Below are 13,369 nucleotides of genomic sequence, written 5' to 3'. Positions count from 1 at the left end.
GCAATGCCCAACCGACTTGATTGGCCGCTTGTTACGCCCCGCGCTCGGGTTATCATCGACAATGACTATTCCGGCGATCCCGACGACCTTGTCCAGACGGCTCATCATATCCTGTCGCCATCAGTCGAAATTCCTCTGATCGTCCCGTCGCACCTGTCTGCTGGGGATCCGTGGGATCCGAGCACACAACAGGCGGCCAACGCAGAGAAGGTTGTCCGCAAACTTCTGAGCGTCATGGGCGTCGAGAATGATCTCACAGTCATTCGCGGTGCGGAGACCGCGATACCGAATATCGACACGCCGCATGACACCGCGGCTGCTCGCGCGATCATTGCCGAAGCCAATCGCACCGACACCGATCTCCCGCTCTATTACTGCGCCGGTGCCGGCCTCACGGATCTCGCGAGCGCTCTTCTCATCGAGCCGAATATTGCGAAACGCATGACTCTCGTCTGGATCGGCGGCGCCGAATATCCTGGATTGGCCGAACCGCCGCCGGCAGCGGACAGCATCGAATACAATCTGCGCATCGATATTCCCGCCGCGCAGGTTGTTTTCAATTCGGACATGCCGATCTGGCAGGTGCCCCGCAATGTCTATCGGCAGGTTCTCATGAGTTATGCCGAACTCCAGGTTTCAATCGGTCAGCACGGCGCATTGGGTCGCCATCTGCAAGACGCGATCGAAACTGTCATGGCTTGGACAGCAAAGGCCAATTTCCACCTCGGGGAAACCTACGCCATGGGCGACAGTCCCCTTGTGACCCTCACTGCCCTGCAATCGGCCTTTCAGCCTGACCCATCGTCAAGTTTTTATGTCTGGCATGACCGCTTGGCGATCCGTGACGACGGCAGCTATGGCGCCAAAACCAACGACAAACAAATCCGCGTCTATACCCAGATCGACAACCGGCTCACTTTCGGCGACTTTTTCGCCAAGCTGATGCTGTACGCCGACCGGTAATAACGCAGATTGAGCCAAAGCCAATCGAGCAGACGGCGGTTGCGACCCGGCGACGGCGTCGATTTCTCAGATCATTAGAAAGACGAAGGAGCTGATGTGGCATGGATGCCGGTTCCGCAGACGGGCCCTTTCGGTGGAGGTCAACCCCTTTTCCACCACCGACCGTCGGCGTTACCGTACGGCATCCATGCCACTAGCTCGGCCACTGAGAATTCATACGGCCCTAGGGTCACAGCGTTGACGTAGCTCTAGGCAGGGGAAGGTCATCCACGCCCTAATCATCGTCTGCTGTGCCATTTCTTTCTATCGTGTTGTTAGAAAACTAAAAACTGTCACTTTTCGCTAAGGGCCGATCCTGTAACGGTGATATAACGCTGAACCATGTTGACCCCAGACGCCTCGATAGGCTTCCAGTGCCCGCGGAACGCCTGTTTGAAGCACGAAAAATGCGGAACCCCATAACGCATGCCAACGGCCCGCTTGAATTTACTTGGCGAACCGACGCTGTTTTCCGAAGACGGCATTCATCTTTCTAATTTTCCGAAAAAAGCCTTTTCGCTTGCCGCGTTTCTCGTCCGATCGCCTCAGGAGCGGGCGAGTAAGCGTGAACTGGCTGATTTCCTTTGGCCACTCTCCGCTGCTGGCCAGGGCCCGCGAAATCTCCGGCAATTAATTTTCAGAGTACGCCAATTTGAACTGGGCGCTGGCGTTCGGGTTCTGAACGCAGAAGGCGACACCATCAAACTAGACGAAATGGTCAGCACGGACCTGCTCTTGCTCAAGGAAGGCAAGTGGGCATCTGCGGCAAAAGCCAAGGATCTGCTGTCCCTATATCAGGGCCCATTTTTGCAAGGCGTTCCCACGCTCGGCGATCCCGTTGGGCAATGGGTTTTGCAACACCGGCGCGCCATTGAGGACGAGTTTGTCGAAACCCTTCTGGCGGCTATCAGCGAAGCCTCGTCCGAACTGCGGCAATCGTCTCTGTCGCGCAGTATCGAAGTTGCGCCTACAAGTGTCAGCCTTCGACGCGAATTGATGACCGACCTCATTAAGCAAGGAAAGCTGCCTGAGGCCCGGCGGATTTTGCGCGATATTCAACTCGTCGATGGCCACAAGAATTTCCCGACGCCGCGCGAACTCGCGCCAATTTCTGCAGTTCCGAACACACCAACACCGATCGATACGACGCCATTGCCACAAGCCGGGCGCGATCACGCCGGCGTCCCCCATCTTGTCATTCTGCCGCCAAAGCCGATGACCGATGCAATCGCCGAACAGTTCATGGCCGAAGCCATGGTCGATGACGTAACCATCGCCCTCACCCGGCTGCGCTCGGTTTCCATATTGGCCCCGCATACCGCGCGGCAGATCATTATCGGTGATGTCGCGGGACAGTCAGCCATGCTGCGTGCCGACTATGTCGTCACCACCAAACTGGTCGGCATTGGCGCCAAATACGCAGCCAATCGAGCCAAGTTCTCGCTGATGCTTGAAAAGGCATCAACCGGCGACATGATCTGGGCCGAATCTATCGTCCTTAATCATGATACCGGCCCGATCCAGTTTGCAGCAATTGCCAATGGCATCGCGCTCAGCCTGGTCGATGCCATCGAACGCTCCAAGCTTCGTTCCTTCCAGGCCTCTGCCAAGCCAGACGCCTATATCCACTATCTCAATGGCCAGCGTGACCTGCAAATCCTCGACCTTCCCAGCGTCCGCCGCGCCCGGAACAGTTTTAAGGAAGCCCTTGCGCTATCACCCAATTTCGCTCCAGCACATGCCGGCTTCGCCCAATCGCTGATTTATGAATGGGTTATGCGCGGCCGCGGCGACATCGATGTGCTCAGCCGCGCCCGTGCCGCTGCCGAACGTGCTCGCGATGTCGACCCACTCTTTGGTGGCGCCCACCAAATGCTCGGGCGCGCCAGCCTCTTTGCCGGTGATTTTTCCACCAGCCTCGAACACTTCAGCGAGGCCGAAGCGCTCAATCCGCATCATGCAGATATGCTCTGCGACTTCGCCGACACCCTCATGCACTCTTCCCTCGATAAACGCGCCAACAGCACGATCGAACTGGCCATCGAGCTCAATCCGCTGGCGCCAGACGCCTATTGGTGGGCGTCTGCCGGCATCAAGTTTTTCGTCGGTGATTATAACGAAGCCCTGCAGCACCTTGAAAAAGTAAAAAATCGCGAGCCTGTACTGCGTTTGACTGCTGCCTGTGCAGCAATGGCAGGTCAAGACAGCCTTGCGAATCTCGCCAGAACACGATTTCTAGAGACGGATCCGGGCTTTAAGCTTGATGACTGGATTAGTGTGTTGCCGGTGAGGGACGCGTCCCACCGCCGTCATTATCGCGACGCCCTGCGCAAGGCAGGATTTAAGTAATTGGGGAACTGATGACTAAGTTTGTACTTCTGGGTCTTGCCGGCGAAGCAGGATTATCGCTGATCGATCTCGACAGCGGCGCGATTGAAAAAGTGTCGGCTGATTCCGTGGATGAAGCCATCGCAAAGGTACGCCAGAGCGGCGCAGCGGTGATCAAGGGCGTCGATCTCGCCGTTGCCGTAGAAAGCCGCGAAGATGCGGTTGGCCGCTTCTTCTTCGATGGCGGGGCCGTACGCTGACTCATTGGCTGGAAGGGCTTCGTCGTCGGCATCAGCCAGACGAGGCCCTGTCTCTAATTATGCCGAGACTTTCTGAGTTTGGCATTACGCGCCTCGCGCAACAAACCAATCTCGATATCATCGGCATCCCCTGCTATGCCGCCATCCGTCCCAATTCTCAAACGCTCTCGGTGCATCAGGGCAAGGGAACGACCAACGCGACCGCAAAACTTTCAGCTATTATGGAAGCGGTCGAATTTGCAGTTGGCGAGCGACCTCAGGCGCCATGGGTCAGAGCTTCACGCGAGGACCTAACGCGCGACAGTCGGGCATTCCATTGGCCCGACCGCCAACTTCCGCGCGGTTTTGAATGTGCGGCAGACACGCAAATCCAATGGCTTTACGGCTATCGCATCGGTTCGAGAAACCCCGTTCTCGTCCCTCTCGACAGTGTCGCCATTGCGCCCAACGCGCCAGAAAAACTGCCTTTTGCCCAATCGTCCAACGGCCTTGCCGCGGGCTTTGGCGAGGCCGAAGCTATATCCCATGGATTTTTCGAGGTGCTCGAGCGCGACGCCTCTACCCTCTGGGCTTTGCGCTCGCTCAATCATTGCGCGAAATCCGCCCTCGATCTCTCAAGCCTAGACGATGCCTGCATTTTGGCCACACTGAAGCGGTTTCGCGCCGCTGAGATCGAGGTGTTGGTTTTCGATCTCACCACGGATCTCGGCGTGCCAACGATGATGGCACTTCTTTGGTCTGGAACCCCTGCCCTTTTCTTCGATATTGCTTCCGGCGTGTGCACTCATCCCTCGCCCGTTAGAGCGCTTCTTGGCGCGCTTGAGGAAGCTGCCCAAACCCGCATTTCCGACATTGCCGGGGCCCGGGACGATATTGAGCCAGGTGATTATTCCAAGCCGCTTCCAGACTGGCTGCCGAAGCTCATCGCAAAAGTACATCCCAAACGGGGTCTCCCTCCGGCAATGTCAGAAAACGAGCTTGCACGACTTCCGAACATTCTCGGCGACAGCCCCATCGTCGTCCCGCTTTCCGCACCGAACGCCGACATCTCGGTGGTCAAAGTTCTCTCGGCCAAGCTCGAAGATCGCCCGACCAATGTTCACTGGCGGCCCGGCGCGCGCGCCATAAAAGCGATGACGGCGCTATGACCCGCATTGTTTTCGCTGGACCGAGCCTGTACGGCATCGCGCACCCAAATGGCTTGACCATTGCCCCTCCCGCAGCACAGCGCGACCTCATTTCCGCGGTCGAAGCCGGCGCCACACATATCGGGCTCGTCGATGGCTATTTCGGCTCTTGCGCCTCCGTCTGGCACAAAGAAATCCTTTACGCATTGTCCAACGGCTGCCAGGTTTTTGGCGCCGCCTCGATGGGCGCGCTACGCGCTGCCGAATGCTGGCAGTTCGGGATGATCCCAGTCGGCAGCATTGCGCACGCCTACATCGCTGGCGATCTGACCGATGATGCCGACGTCGCTTTGCTGCACGGCCCAGCCGAGTTCGACTTTATACCCTTTACCGAACCGCTTGTGGACGTCCGCGCGACGATAGAGTGCTTGAAGCGCAATGGCTCAATCTCCGCTGCGGAATCCATTGAAATGCTGGCCATCGCGCAAAGTATCCACTTCAGCGCCCGCGATCTTGATACGCTCTTTACTGAGTATAGTTTCGAGATCGCCCGCGGCATAAAAATCCGCGCACTCTATGAAACCCATGTCGTTCGGACCAAGCAACACGATGCCTGCCTGCTGCTCACGGAAATGCTGAAAAACAATGAGCAAAGAAGCGCCGGTGACTGGGCGCTAAGCCAGTCACCGGCGCTTTTGGGTTTGCTAGAAGCACGTTGATCCCGATCCGATCGGATCCAACACCTCCATCTGACTCTGCATTCACTGGTTCCGAACAGTCTGTGACACTGGCGGGTTGGCTTCCAGCCTCTCGAGTGCGGTCTGATAGCGGGCCGCCACGTCTTCGTCAAAGGCGTGGTCTATGCTGGTGGCCTCATAGTCATGCACCTGGTCACGGGTCAGCCCAGCTTCAGCCGCGAAGACCTCGATATCCATTCCCAGCGCAATCCGCCGATTATCATCGCCCTTCGGCTGATGCCGTGCGTCGCTATTGTATTCTGCCATCATTGGCTCCTTTGTCTCTAAGCCCGTCTTTGACTTGGCCATAGACTTCAGCAGCTTTTTCCGTGGCAGTTTCATAGACCTCGGTGGCCTTCTCGCGGCCTTCCTCATAGCCCTCCTGCACGGCCGCGCCTGCCTTGGCTTTCAGCGCATCTGCCGCTTCGCCCATCAGCTTGTCTTCTTCGCGGGTATGCGGAAGGGCCGAGCCGAGAGCTGCACCAAGTGCGAAGGCGAGTGCACCGCCAACAAGTGGCTGATCGCGGAACTGATGCAAGACAGTATGCTGCAGTCCTTCGACACCATGAAGGGCAGAGCCTGCCATCTCGCCAGCATGCGAGCGCCCTGAATGCACGCCGGATCCTGCAGCATCACGCAGATCATGCATGCGTTCACGCGCCCTCTGCCAGGTGTGGGACGCCCAGCCGCTGGCTTCCTCCAGCGCATTTCCAGCTTCATCGCGGAAATGCTCGATGCGCGCGCCAGTCGCGTCGGTAAAGCCCTTGAAGCGATTGCCAGCTTCGTCGACGAAATGACTGGCGCGATTGCCTTGTTCGTCTGACTCTGCCGAATATGTTTTGCCGGCATCATCTGAGAACCGGCTAATGCGTCTTCCCTGCGCGTCCGATGCGAAGCTCTGACGACGAAGGCTGCTGCCGGAAATGATCGTAACCGGATAATCGTTTTCGTCGATATCGGATGACGCCGCATAACCGCGGTTGCGATTGATGCTATCATCCCAAGCACGATCGCTTTGAGCGCGAGCCTTATCCCCACTCGCGGGCTTTGCCATCAACCAGGCAAGGCTGACGCCGAGCAAGGCAACGGGAAGCGGATTGGCCGTTACCTGGCGTTGCAGGGTTGAAACGAATTCGCCGCCGCTTCCCTTGGTATAGGCGAGGAGTTCATCGACGAGTTGGCCCGGCGAAAGCTTGGCGGAAATTTCGTCGATCGTGTTTTCCACCCGATTGCGTTGCATTTCAATTTCGCGCTGCAGTTCGGCGGAGCTTTTCTGTTCCGTATCACTCGACATTAGAGTCTCTCCTTGACCACGTCAGCGTCGCGGCCGAGCGAGGCGGCCGTCCGGTTCATATTGAGATTGCTTGCCTTGAGGGCGCTTAGCCCCTTCGAGAGCGTCATCCAGCCGATCAATCCGACTACCACCGTCACGATGCCGGCGGCGACTGCGTTGGAAAGCGTTGGGTCCATACCCGCATTGACCATCCACGCGGCGAGGAGCGAGACGAGACCAGCCAGCAAAACGCCGAGTGCGCCGAGCAGCAAGACGCCGCCAACTGCTATCGATCCAGCAGCGCCCATGACCTGAGATGCCTTTTCAGAGGCCTCGGTCTTAGCAAGCTGCACTTCCTTGCGGAAGAGATTGGAGAGATCCCCAACCAACCCGCCGAGCAGTTCGGCAAGCGGGCGACCTTCTTGAGCCTGCGACATGATCAGAACCCTCCCTGATCGCGCGTCGTCTGCGCATCATAGGCAGTCGTTGGCGAGACTGGTTCTCTCTTCGGTTGCGTCTGGCGGCCCGCTTCGCGTCGCTGCGCTGAAGCCATCGCAAACCGGCTGGCCACGAACCCGACGAGAGCCGCGGCACCGAGGAAAGCCACGGGCTGCGTCCGGCCAAAATCCTGCGCCGAACCCATCAGCTCATCGACATCGGACGTCTGTACCCGATCCCCAACGCGGGTTAGCCCATTGGCAAGGTCGCGCGCATAGCGGGCAACCGTCTGCTGGTCCGAATTTTCGAGTTCACCGGCAACTTTCGAAATCGCCGCCGCTATGCCGTTGATCTGGTCCGCTGCCAGATCCTTTTGGTCTGTGGCAAAGGATTTTGCCTTGCCTGCGACCTCTGAAACTTTCTCTTCAGCCATATGCCCAAGGTTTTTGGCATCGTGAGCCGCTCGTTGAGTTACCGCCTCCAGATCATCACCGGCCCTCGAAACGGCCTGGTTCAGATCGTCAGCAACCTGATTTTTCAGTTCCGGCGATGCGCCGGCAGCGCCGTTCGCATTCGGATCCTCGATGCTCATCTGAAACTCCTGGAAGTATCGGCCGCAACCCGTGGCGGACGCTTTCCGGAAAATGGAGAGTGGTGGAGCCAGTTCCGCTTATTGCCTCAAGGCAATCGATCGACAGATTGGAACCAACCGCATTTCCCGCGTTCGTCCAATATTAAGTTCTATATCCGTATAAATACGTATGCTTGTGGCTAACGGCACATTGGGAAGATGCCAGCTACGCGAAGCATCCTTGAGGTTGGGCGGACCTTGCCGTTTGCATGCAGGCGAAAAAAGCAATGACGATCAAAACCAAGCTGGTTCTGACGCTGGCCGCACTGAGTCTGGTCGTCACAGCGCTGGTTTTCGAGAATTTCTCTTCGGCGCTCAGTCTTAATGGCGACCTCAAGACCGTCATTGAGGATCGGCTGATCCCGCTGCAACAGATCAAGGAAGTCGCAGATGCCTATGCCGTCTTCGTTGTCGATGCATCCCACAAAGTTCGCTCCGGCGCCTTCTCTTGGGAAGAGGGTGCGCAGTCCGTTGAAGCCGCGATAGCGACCGATACGAAGCAGTGGCAGGCTTATGTCAGCACCTATCTGACGCCTGAAGAACAAGCATTGGTAAAAAAGGCCGACGCCGCTCGGACCACTGCCGAAGCTGCAACGAAAAAAGCACTGGCGCTATTCAAGGCTCAAGATAGCGAGGGCCTCGTTCAGTTCATCAATACTGAACTTTACCCGGCGATCGACCCGCTAAGCGCAGCGTTGACTGATCTCGTCAATCTTCAGGGCCATGTCGCGCTTGATGTCTATGCGCAAAGTCAGGCCGGGTTCTCGAAGCTGCTTTTGATCCTTTACGGCATGGGCGCTATTGCGCTAGCGGCCGTCTGTTATGCGAGCTTCGTTATCTTCCGCACCGTGTCTGGCCGCCTCACCAAGATGGAAGGGGCTCTCCTCGCGGTCGCCGAAGGCAAGCTCGATACCAAGATTCCCTCGGCGGGTGACCGCGACGAAATCGGCCGCATCGCGACGGCCGCCGAGATCTTCCGCCAGAACGGGCTGAAGATCGCAAACATGACCGAGGCCGAAGTGGCCCAAGCCGCTGCTACGGCCGCGGATCGCCGCAAGATGATGGCCAACCTCCAGGCTGCCTTCGGCGAGGTGGTCTCCGCCGCCGTCAATGGCGACTTCTCCCGCCGCGTCGATGCCAATTTTCCAGATACCGAGCTCAACACGCTCGCCGGCAGCGTCAACCAGCTCGTCGACACTGTCGATCGCGGCCTCGGGGAAACCGGCGATGTGCTGACGGCTCTGTCCAACACCGATCTCACCAAGCGGGTCGCGGGCAACTATGCCGGCGCCTTTGAACGACTCAAGCACAACGTCAACACCGTCTCCGATCGCCTGACCGAAATCGTTGGTCGCCTCCGCCACACCTCGCTCGGCGTCAAGAATGCCACCGGCGAAATCCTGACCGGCGCCAATGACCTCTCGAGCCGCACGACCCGCCAGGCCGCCGCCATCGAGGAAACTTCGGCGGCGATGGAACAGCTTTCACAAACAGTCACCGAGAACGCGAGCCGCGCCAAGACCGCCAGCCGCCAGTCTGTGCAACTTGCAGAAGCCGCAGATCAGACTGGCGCTGTCATGGCTCGCGCCAACGAGGCGATGGAAGACATCTCTGCCAGCTCGCGGAAAATATCGAACATCATCGGCATGATCGATGACATTGCCTTCCAGACCAATTTGTTGGCCCTAAATGCCTCTGTGGAAGCGGCGCGCGCTGGCGAGGCAGGCAAGGGCTTTGCCGTAGTCGCTGTCGAAGTTCGCCGTCTTGCCCAGTCCGCAGCGCAGGCGTCGAGCGAGGTGAAGGCGCTTATCGAAGAATCTGCAAGCCAGGTTGATGGCGGCTCCAAACTCGTCGCCGAAGTTACGACCCGCCTTAGCACCATGGTATCAGGCGTCCGCGATGCTGCTCAGCTCGTGGAAGCGATTGCAGCCTCGAGCCAGGAGCAGTCTACCGCGATTGCCGAAATCTCGACGGCCGTGCGCCAGATGGATGAAATGACCCAGCAGAATGCGGCCCTCGTCGAGGAAACCAACGCTGCTATCGAGCAGACTGAATCCCAGGCCATTGTCCTCGATCAGATCGTCGAGGTCTTTACCATCGACACTACCGGTCTCCGCGCCTCGCGTCGCGCGGCTTGAGGCTGCCGCTCTTGTCGGAGGAACAAGTCATCCACGATGTCGTTTCTGCTCTGGCCAAACTCAGAAGCAGAGACCAGCATGACCACCCCAAATGACCTGAGCGACAAGGCACTCGCCGTCTTTGCATTCGCCGCCTACCATCAGCTCGAATCCGGTGATGCAGTAACCAGTGTTATTGCTGGTGACGGGGCCGGCCATCGCGCAGACCCCCAAGCCATTTCTGAGCTTTCGGAAAAAGATCTGGGCAAGCTGGATGGCGACCGCTTCCATTTCACCTCGGCCGGACAGTTGATGCTCGCTCAGATCATCGACCGCATCCGCGGCTCTTGGTAGCCCCTAGTCGAGCAGCCGGCTCAGCACGGCTTCAACGTCGTCGAGAAAGCCGAGCCAGGCGCCCTCTTCGTCGATCCCCGCGATGCGAAGCTGGAACAGGCCCTCGACCGCCAGGAACGCGACACGCACAGCCTGCGCGTCTGGATCCTTACCCGCGAACTTATCGAACATGGACTGATACCAGGCCCTCGTTTCCTTGAGGTTCTCCGGGTCCTGGATATAGGCAATCATCAGGCCGGCGAGCTTGGCATTCATCGCGCCCTGCGATGTTCGGGTCACCGCGATATAGCGACGGATAATTCCGCTCATCGTTTGATCATCATTGTCGGCGAGTTCGGCATCAAATTGACCCGTCCAGCGGTCAACCAGCGCCTTGATTAGCTCATCCTTGGACGCAAACGAATATTGCACCCCACCCTTCGAGATTTTGGCGGCTTGGGCTAATGCATCCACCGTCAGCGCCTTAACCCCATCGGTGCGCACGATTTCCTCGGCCAGTTCAAGCAGTTTCTCCCGCGTGATCGTCGGCTTCCTGCCCATGCTAAGCGCCTCCTGCAAACTCGTGAATTGCAATCCATACGTATGTATTTATATACGGACGCTCAATAGTGTTAGGTGCTTTATGTCTACGACCCGTCCCGACCCGAAGCGTTGGCTTGTTCTCGTCGCCGTCATGCTGGCTTTCCTGCCGGTCGTGCTCGATATGACCATCCTCCACGTCGCGGTGCCAACCCTAACCCAGGCGCTGCGCGCCTCAAGCACCGAGGTGTTGTGGATCATCGACATTTATCCGCTGCTGATGGCTGGCCTCCTGGTGCCTATGGGCACCTTGGCAGACCGCATCGGCAACCGGAAGATTCTTCTCACGGGCCTCGTGGCGTTCGGCTTTGCTTCGGTCGCGGCAGCCTTTGCCCAGAACGCTGCCATGCTGATCGGCGCCCGCGTGCTGCTTGCGCTTGGCGGCTCCATGATCATGCCCTGCGTTCTCGGCATCATTCGCCGGACCTTTGAAGATCCAAAAGAACGCGCCATCGCCCTGGGACTTTGGGGCACGGTCGGTTCTGCCGGTGCCGCCATCGGTCCACTCGTCGGCGGAGGCCTCCTCGAACATTTTTGGTGGGGCTCGGTGTTCCTCATCAACGTGCCCGTCATGGTCGTGGTGATTTCGGCCTGCTTTTTCCTCCTGCCGCGCGTCGAGAAGACGACGTCGGGCAAATGGGCCATTGGTCAGGCGCTCCTCCTCATCGCCGGGATGATTTCGGTCGTATACGGCATCAAGGCCGGCTTCGGTGCCAAACTCCCGCTTGTCCTCGCGTTGGGGATCGTCGCCATCGGCCTTTGCCTTCTCGGCGCCTTTGCCCGTCAGCAATTGCGCTCTAAAGAGCCGATGCTCGATCTCTCGCTATTTTCCCACCCCGCTATCGTTGCCGGCATGATCATGGCCATCGTCGCCACCAGTTCCCTGGCTGGTGTCGAGCTGACCCTCGCGCAAGAGCTGCAATATGTGCTCGACAAGACCCCACTTCAGGCTGGCTTGTTTATGATCCCGATCATGGCCGCATCGGCCGTCGGCGGCCCAATAGCAGGTTTCTTGTCCAACGCGTTTGGCCTTCGCCTTGTCGCCAGTTCGTCGCTGCTGCTCTCGGCCGGGGCGCTGGCCATGCTTGGCGCAAGCGACTTCCACGATCCCGGCTTTACGGTGCCCGCACTTCTGGCGCTGCTGGGCTTGACGCTCAGTATCGGGCTAACAGCATCCTCAATCGCCATTATGGGTTCTGTCGAGGCTAGCAAGGGCGGCGCGGCGGGCTCGCTTGAAGCCACCGGTTACGAGCTCGGCACCGGTCTCGGCATCACCCTCTTTGGCGTCTTCATGTCGAGCGTTTATGCCCGCTCGATGACCCTGCCCGCCGATCTCCCTGCAACGCTCGCTGACAATTCCAGCCGCTCCATCGGCGATACCTATCTCGTCGCCCAGAGCCTGCCCGCCGATCAAGCCACCGCCCTGATCGACGCCGGCAAGGCGGCCTTTACGGCTACCCACTCGGTGCTGCTCTCGACAGCCGCCGGGCTGATTTTCTGCCTCTCCGTGCTGGTCTTTTTCATGCTCGCAAAATATCGCGGGACGACTTCGGCTTCCCACTGATCAGCGCACGCGCAGCGCCTCGATCAGCGCCCGCAGAGCCGGCGGCGATTGTCGCCGGCTCGGATGATAGAGATAGCAGCCGGGAAAACTCGGGCAATAGTCGTCCAGCACCTGCACCAGCCGCCCCGTGGCCAAGTCCTCGATCACTTCTTCCTCCATGATGTAACCCAAACCCACCCCAGCCCGGATCGCAGAAGCAGCCAAGGCGCCATCATTGACCACCAGAGGGCCGGTTGTGCGGACCTTGATATCTTTGCCATCTACCCGGAACTCCCAAGGCAGAAGTCCACCCGAAGTCGTCAGCCGGTAGCCAATGCACTTGTGTCGATCGAGATCATAGGGCGAGACGGGCGGCGGGATGCGCGCGAAATAATCGGGCGTGGCGACGACGATGGTTCTGAGGTCCGGCCCCACCCGCACCGCCACCATGTCCTTGTCGAGCGTTTCGCCGAAGCGAATGCCCGCATCAAAGCCCGCAGCCACGATATCGACAAGGGCGTCCTCAATTTCGACTTCTACGCGAACGCCGGGATTGGCGAGCAGAAAAGCCGGCAGTTTCGGCTCGAGGATTTTTTCCGCCACCCAGGCAAAGGTCGTGATCCGCACGGTGCCCGTCGGACTACCGCGCCAATCATCGAGCCCCTGCAAGCCCTCCTCGATACTCCGCAGCGCTGGCCCGAGCGTCACGAGCAAATGCGCCCCCGCTTCAGTCGGCGCCACGCTTCTCGTCGTACGCGACAACAGTCTGACGCCAAGCCGCGTTTCGAGCCCGCGCATGGTGTGGCTCAGCGCCGAGGTCGACATACCGAGTATGGATGCCGCGCGAGTAAAACTGCCCTCCCGCGCAATAACGGCAAAGGTCGATAGATCATTGAGCTGAGTGCGGTCCATTATTGAAATCTGCTCACAAGCTCGTGCCATGGGCAAGCTCTAATGCGTGTCGCCTCTGCGGCCTATCT

Annotated in this window: 14 protein-coding genes; 8 read left to right on the top strand and 6 right to left on the bottom strand. The window is 58.8% G+C overall.

All coding sequences use genetic code 11. The annotated features are described in order from the left end of the window. Window positions 1-3 precede the first annotated feature (3 nt). The 5 genes from DevBK_RS17005 to DevBK_RS16985 all read left to right on the top strand — a co-directional run bounded on the left by DevBK_RS17005 (window position 4) and on the right by DevBK_RS16985 (window position 5,436). The gene (locus DevBK_RS17005) at window positions 4-963 is read left to right on the top strand and encodes a nucleoside hydrolase (RefSeq protein ID WP_317186295.1); all 960 of its coding nucleotides are present in this window, start codon (window positions 4-6) and stop codon (window positions 961-963) included. Window positions 964-1,716: 753 nt separating this feature from the next. Further along, complete coding sequence (locus DevBK_RS17000) at window positions 1,717-3,351, top strand: hypothetical protein (protein ID WP_317186294.1); 1,635 nt, start codon at window positions 1,717-1,719, stop codon at window positions 3,349-3,351. An 11-nt stretch (window positions 3,352-3,362) separates the two neighbouring features. Further along, window positions 3,363-3,590: a hypothetical protein gene (locus tag DevBK_RS16995; protein WP_317186293.1), complete on the top strand. Its 228-nt coding sequence runs from the start codon at window positions 3,363-3,365 to the stop codon at window positions 3,588-3,590. Further along, window positions 3,587-4,738: a YcaO-like family protein gene (locus DevBK_RS16990; protein WP_317186554.1), complete on the top strand. Its 1,152-nt coding sequence runs from the start codon at window positions 3,587-3,589 to the stop codon at window positions 4,736-4,738. Before DevBK_RS16995 ends, DevBK_RS16990 begins: the two co-directional genes overlap by 4 nt. Next, window positions 4,735-5,436, top strand: coding sequence for a TfuA-like protein (locus DevBK_RS16985; protein ID WP_317186292.1), 702 nt, complete (start codon window positions 4,735-4,737; stop codon window positions 5,434-5,436). The genes DevBK_RS16990 and DevBK_RS16985 overlap by 4 nt, the downstream gene beginning before the upstream one ends. A gap of 42 nt (window positions 5,437-5,478) precedes the next feature. Here the strand turns inward: DevBK_RS16985 and DevBK_RS16980 are convergent, their stop codons facing one another. The 4 genes from DevBK_RS16980 to DevBK_RS16965 are packed head-to-tail and all read right to left on the bottom strand — an operon-like array spanning window position 5,479 to window position 7,757. Continuing rightward, window positions 5,479-5,721, bottom strand: a complete 243-nt coding sequence (locus DevBK_RS16980; RefSeq protein WP_317186291.1) for a hypothetical protein — start codon at window positions 5,719-5,721, stop codon at window positions 5,479-5,481. Next, on the bottom strand, window positions 5,705-6,748 hold the full coding sequence (locus tag DevBK_RS16975) for a DUF3618 domain-containing protein (RefSeq protein WP_317186290.1): 1,044 nt from the start codon (window positions 6,746-6,748) through the stop codon (window positions 5,705-5,707). Before DevBK_RS16975 ends, DevBK_RS16980 begins: the two co-directional genes overlap by 17 nt. Beyond that, a complete protein-coding gene (locus tag DevBK_RS16970; protein WP_062629949.1) occupies window positions 6,748-7,164 on the bottom strand; it encodes a phage holin family protein in 417 nt (138 codons plus the stop codon). Before DevBK_RS16970 ends, DevBK_RS16975 begins: the two co-directional genes overlap by 1 nt. A gap of 2 nt (window positions 7,165-7,166) precedes the next feature. Beyond that, window positions 7,167-7,757 carry a hypothetical protein gene (locus tag DevBK_RS16965; RefSeq protein WP_317186289.1) on the bottom strand — a complete coding sequence of 197 codons (591 nt, stop codon included), beginning with the start codon at window positions 7,755-7,757 and terminating at the stop codon, window positions 7,167-7,169. A 266-nt stretch (window positions 7,758-8,023) separates the two neighbouring features. On the opposite strand from DevBK_RS16965, the gene DevBK_RS16960 reads away from it, so the two are divergent. Together DevBK_RS16960 and DevBK_RS16955 are read left to right on the top strand one after the other, a co-directional pair. Next, window positions 8,024-9,934: a methyl-accepting chemotaxis protein gene (locus DevBK_RS16960; protein ID WP_317186288.1), complete on the top strand. Its 1,911-nt coding sequence runs from the start codon at window positions 8,024-8,026 to the stop codon at window positions 9,932-9,934. Window positions 9,935-10,012: 78 nt separating this feature from the next. Then, window positions 10,013-10,267, top strand: a complete 255-nt coding sequence (locus DevBK_RS16955) for a hypothetical protein (RefSeq protein ID WP_156464082.1) — start codon at window positions 10,013-10,015, stop codon at window positions 10,265-10,267. A gap of 3 nt (window positions 10,268-10,270) precedes the next feature. Here DevBK_RS16955 and DevBK_RS16950 read toward each other — a convergent pair whose 3' ends face one another. Then, window positions 10,271-10,807 (bottom strand): TetR/AcrR family transcriptional regulator, encoded by a 537-nt coding sequence (locus DevBK_RS16950; RefSeq protein WP_061909320.1) that lies wholly within the window; start codon window positions 10,805-10,807, stop codon window positions 10,271-10,273. A gap of 82 nt (window positions 10,808-10,889) precedes the next feature. On the opposite strand from DevBK_RS16950, the gene DevBK_RS16945 reads away from it, so the two are divergent. Then, entirely contained in the window at window positions 10,890-12,410 is a 1,521-nt protein-coding gene (locus DevBK_RS16945; protein WP_317186287.1) for an MFS transporter, read from the top strand. Here the strand turns inward: DevBK_RS16945 and DevBK_RS16940 are convergent, their stop codons facing one another. Continuing rightward, window positions 12,411-13,301 carry a LysR family transcriptional regulator gene (locus DevBK_RS16940; RefSeq protein WP_317186286.1) on the bottom strand — a complete coding sequence of 297 codons (891 nt, stop codon included), beginning with the start codon at window positions 13,299-13,301 and terminating at the stop codon, window positions 12,411-12,413. It lies immediately after the preceding gene. Between the last annotated feature and the right edge of the window lie 68 nt (window positions 13,302-13,369).

It is taken from the genome of Devosia sp. BK (assembly GCF_032907385.1).
In the GTDB taxonomy this organism is placed as follows: domain Bacteria; phylum Pseudomonadota; class Alphaproteobacteria; order Rhizobiales; family Devosiaceae; genus Devosia.
Note: the sequence above shows the minus strand (reverse complement) of the source record. Positions and strands in the feature narration are given on the sequence as shown.

Excerpts from the sequence above, each read along its gene's own strand:
- DevBK_RS16965 (WP_317186289.1), bottom strand. The coding sequence starts at position 7,757 with ATGAGCATCGAGGATCCGAATGCGAACGGCGCTGCCGGCGCATCGCCG.
- DevBK_RS17005 (WP_317186295.1), top strand. The coding sequence starts at position 4 with ATGCCCAACCGACTTGATTGGCCGCTTGTTACGCCCCGCGCTCGGGTT.
- DevBK_RS16970 (WP_062629949.1), bottom strand. The coding sequence starts at position 7,164 with ATGTCGCAGGCTCAAGAAGGTCGCCCGCTTGCCGAACTGCTCGGCGGG.
- DevBK_RS16940 (WP_317186286.1), bottom strand. The coding sequence starts at position 13,301 with ATGGACCGCACTCAGCTCAATGATCTATCGACCTTTGCCGTTATTGCG.
- DevBK_RS17000 (WP_317186294.1), top strand. The coding sequence starts at position 1,717 with ATGGTCAGCACGGACCTGCTCTTGCTCAAGGAAGGCAAGTGGGCATCT.
- DevBK_RS16980 (WP_317186291.1), bottom strand. The coding sequence starts at position 5,721 with ATGGCAGAATACAATAGCGACGCACGGCATCAGCCGAAGGGCGATGAT.
- DevBK_RS16955 (WP_156464082.1), top strand. The coding sequence starts at position 10,013 with ATGACCACCCCAAATGACCTGAGCGACAAGGCACTCGCCGTCTTTGCA.
- DevBK_RS16985 (WP_317186292.1), top strand. The coding sequence starts at position 4,735 with ATGACCCGCATTGTTTTCGCTGGACCGAGCCTGTACGGCATCGCGCAC.
- DevBK_RS16995 (WP_317186293.1), top strand. The coding sequence starts at position 3,363 with ATGACTAAGTTTGTACTTCTGGGTCTTGCCGGCGAAGCAGGATTATCG.
- DevBK_RS16975 (WP_317186290.1), bottom strand. The coding sequence starts at position 6,748 with ATGTCGAGTGATACGGAACAGAAAAGCTCCGCCGAACTGCAGCGCGAA.
- DevBK_RS16960 (WP_317186288.1), top strand. The coding sequence starts at position 8,024 with ATGACGATCAAAACCAAGCTGGTTCTGACGCTGGCCGCACTGAGTCTG.
- DevBK_RS16950 (WP_061909320.1), bottom strand. The coding sequence starts at position 10,807 with ATGGGCAGGAAGCCGACGATCACGCGGGAGAAACTGCTTGAACTGGCC.
- DevBK_RS16945 (WP_317186287.1), top strand. The coding sequence starts at position 10,890 with ATGTCTACGACCCGTCCCGACCCGAAGCGTTGGCTTGTTCTCGTCGCC.